Origin of the sequence: Aquipuribacter hungaricus (assembly GCF_037860755.1) — a bacterium.
In the GTDB taxonomy this organism is placed as follows: domain Bacteria; phylum Actinomycetota; class Actinomycetes; order Actinomycetales; family JBBAYJ01; genus Aquipuribacter; species Aquipuribacter hungaricus.
This window is the reverse complement of sequence record NZ_JBBEOI010000068.1, coordinates 1-3,523: the sequence shown is the minus strand read 5'-3', so window position 1 is coordinate 3,523 and position 3,523 is coordinate 1. Positions and strand designations below refer to the sequence as shown.

General features: G+C 76.4%; 3 protein-coding genes. All 3 read left to right on the top strand.

Annotated elements, in window-relative coordinates:
- On the top strand, window positions 1–923 hold a 923-nt coding region (locus WCS02_RS09375; RefSeq protein ID WP_340292336.1), incomplete at its 5' end, for a glycosyltransferase family 4 protein.
- 60 nt (window positions 924–983) lie between these two features.
- A complete protein-coding gene (locus WCS02_RS09370) occupies window positions 984–2,729 on the top strand; it encodes a CTP synthase (protein ID WP_376984044.1) in 1,746 nt (581 codons plus the stop codon).
- Between the two features lie 61 nt (window positions 2,730–2,790).
- Window positions 2,791–3,405, top strand: coding sequence for an NUDIX domain-containing protein (locus WCS02_RS09365; RefSeq protein ID WP_340292338.1), 615 nt, complete (start codon window positions 2,791–2,793; stop codon window positions 3,403–3,405).
- Window positions 3,406–3,523 lie beyond the last annotated feature (118 nt).

Here is a 3,523-nt window from a genome sequence, read left to right as displayed (position 1 = left end):
CCTCGGCCCTGCGGCAGGCGCTGCACGAGCGGCCCGCGCAGGTCGTCCACGCCCACGGCTTCCGCGCCGGCGCGGTCGCCGCGCTCGCCGTCCGGCTCGTCCGGCCACGGCCTGCGCTCGTCACCACCTGGCACGCCCTGCCGTCGGCGGGCGCGTCCGGACGGGTCACCGTGGGGGCGGGCGCCCGGCTGGTCGCCCGTTCCAGCGATGTCACCCTCGCCCCGAGCGCCGACGTGCTGGCCCGGTCGCGCGCGGTGGGGGCCGTCCGGGCGCGCCTGTCCCCGGTCGCGGCCCCGTCCGTGCCGGCCCCGCGCACGGACCGCGGGGCGCTGCGGCGCCGCCTCGCGGACGAGCTCGGCCTGGAGGTCGACGTGCCGTGGATCCTCGCCGTCGGCCGGATCGTGCCCGAGAAGGACCACGACCTGCTGCTGGAGGCCTCGCGGCGCTGGCGCAGCCTGCACCCGACGCCCGAGGTGCTCCTCGTGGGGGTCGGCGCGGTGCCCGCCGTGGCCCGGCTCCGGCGCACCATCGCCGCGGGCCGGCTGCCGGTCCGGCTGCTGGGTGCCCGTGACGACATCGGCGAGCTCATGCACGCCGCCGACGTGTTCGTCCTCACCTCCCGCTGGGAGGCCCCGGCGCTCAGCGTGCAGGAGGCGATGCGGGCCCACCTGCCCGTCGTGGCCACCGCCGTCGGCGGGGTGCCGGACCTGCTCGGCGACACCGGCGTGCTCGTCCCGGCCGGCGACCTGGAGTCTTTCGCCGCCGAGGTGGCGCTCCTGCTCAGCGACCCGCCGCGCGCGTCCCGGCTGGCCGAGGCCGCGGGGGAGCGGGCCCGGTCCCTGCCCGACGAGGACGACGTGGCGGTCGACGTCCTCGCGGCCTACGCGGAGGCCCGCGCGGCCCGGCCCGGCCGGGGGGCCTGAGCGGCGCCGGCTGCCCGGTCACCCTCGCCGGCCGCGGGGAGGCGGCCGTGCCCGCTCCGGCTGATAGCGTGGAACTCCGTGGTGGAGCGCGGGGTCACGCAGCAGGTGTTCGTCACCGGAGGCGTCGCCTCCTCGTTGGGGAAGGGGCTGACGGCCTCGAGCCTCGGGCGGCTCCTGCGGGCACGCGGGCTGCGGGTGGTCATGCAGAAGCTGGACCCGTACCTCAACGTCGACCCCGGCACGATGAACCCGTTCCAGCACGGCGAGGTGTTCGTCACCGAGGACGGCGCCGAGACCGACCTGGACATCGGGCACTACGAGCGCTTCCTCGACACCGACCTGGACGCCGCGTCCAACGTGACGACCGGCCAGGTCTACCAGACGGTCATCGCCAAGGAGCGGCGCGGTGAGTACCTCGGCGACACCGTCCAGGTCATCCCGCACATCACCGACGAGATCAAGCGCCGGATGCGGGCCAAGGCCGGCCCGGCCGTGGACGTCATCATCACCGAGATCGGCGGCACGGTCGGCGACATCGAGTCCCTGCCGTTCCTGGAGTCCGCGCGCCAGGTCCGCCAGGACGTCGGCCGCGACAACGTCTTCTTCGTCCACGTCTCGCTCGTGCCGTACATCGGCCCGTCGGGGGAGCAGAAGACCAAGCCGACCCAGCACTCGGTCGCCCAGCTGCGGAGCATCGGCATCCAGCCCGACGCCATCGTCTGCCGCGCCGACCGGCACGTCCCGGACTCCGTCAAGCGCAAGATCGCCAACTCCTGCGACGTCGACGTCGAGGCCGTGGTCGCCGCGATCGACGCGCCGTCCATCTACGACATCCCCAAGGTGCTGCACGCCGAGGGCCTGGACGCCTACGTCGTGCGCCGGCTCGGGCTGTCGTTCCGCGACGTCGACTGGACGGAGTGGGACCAGCTGCTCGGCAGCGTGCACCGGCCCTCGTCGTCGGTGGAGGTGGCGCTGGTCGGCAAGTACACCGACCTGCCGGACGCCTACCTCTCGGTCACCGAGGCCCTGCGGGCGGGCGGCTTCGCCAACGACGCCAGGGTCCGGCTGCGCTGGGTGCCCGCCGACACCTGCGACACCCCCGAGGGTGCCCACCGCGCGCTGGAGGGCGTGGACGCCGTGTGCGTGCCGGGCGGCTTCGGCATCCGCGGCATCGACGGCAAGCTCGGGGCGCTGCGCTGGTCGCGCGAGAACCGGGTACCGACCCTGGGTCTCTGCCTCGGCCTGCAGAGCATGGTCATCGAGTACGCCCGCTCGGTCGTCGGCCTGGAGGGCGCGAGCAGCTCCGAGCACGACCCCGGCACCCCGCACCCGGTCGTGGCGACCATGGCCGAGCAGCAGGACATCGTCGCCGGCGAGGGCGACCTGGGCGGCACCATGCGCCTCGGGTCCTACCCGGCGCACCTGGCCCCCGGCAGCGTCGTGGCCGGCGTCTACGGCACGCCGACCTGCGTCGAGCGGCACCGCCACCGCTACGAGGTCAACAACGCCTACCGGGAGCAGCTCGCCGCGGCCGGGCTGGTCTTCTCGGGCCTGTCGCCCGACGGCGCGCTCGTGGAGTTCGTCGAGCTGCCGGCCGAGGTCCACCCGTACTACGTCGGCACGCAGGCCCACCCGGAGTTCCGCTCCCGCCCCACCCGGGCGCACCCGCTGTTCGCCGGGCTCGTCGCGGCGGCGCTGCGCCGCCAGGCCGAGGAGCGGCTCGACCTGCGGGCCGACGGCGCGGGCCCCTCTGTAGCCCTGGACCCGGCCGCCCAGGACGCCGCCGCCCTGGTCGCGGGGGCCTGACGTGCCCGAGGACCGGTACGCCCCGCGGCCCGTCGTCGCCCACGAGCGGCTCGTCGAGGGCATGAAGTGGGACGTCGTCGCCGACACCGTCCGGCTCTCCGACGACGGCGCGGGCGAGGAGGAGCACACGGTCGTCCGCCAGTACCTCGAGCACCCCGGTGCGGTGAGCGTCCTGGCGATGGACGACGAGGAGCGGGTGCTCCTGCTGCGCCAGTACCGCCACCCCGTGCGCAGCGAGCTGTGGGAGCTGCCCGCCGGGCTGCTCGACATGGCCGACGAGGAGCCGGTCGACGCCGCGGCCCGCGAGCTGTGGGAGGAGGTCGACGTGCGCGCCGGCCGCTACGACGTCCTCGTCGACTTCCTCAACTCGCCCGGCGGCTCCGACGAGGCGCAGCGGGTGTTCCTCGCCCGCGACGTCGAGCAGGTGCACGTCGACGACCGGTTCACGCGCAGCGAGGAGGAGGCCGGCATCGTCACGGCCTGGGTCCCGCTGGACGAGGCCGTCGCCGACGTCCTCGCCGGCCGGGTGCAGAACCCTGGCGCCGTCGTGGCGCTGCTCGCCGCCGACGCCGCCCGCCGCGCAGGCTGGGCCACCCTGCGCCCGGCCACCTCGCCGTGGCCCGTGCACCCCTCCCGCCGCCCCGTGCCGCGCGGGCAGGACCTGCCCCGCGCGTAGGCTCGCGCCCCCCCCCCCCCCCCCCCCCCGGGCCCCCCCCCCCCGCCCCCCCCCCCCCCCCGGGACACCCCCTGCTCCGCCCCCCCACCCCCCCGCCCCCCCGCCCCCCCCCCCCCCC

Coding starts and splice junctions, on each gene's coding strand:
- WCS02_RS09365 (WP_340292338.1), top strand. CDS start 2,791: ATGAAGTGGGACGTCGTCGCCGACACCGTCCGGCTCTCCGACGACGGC.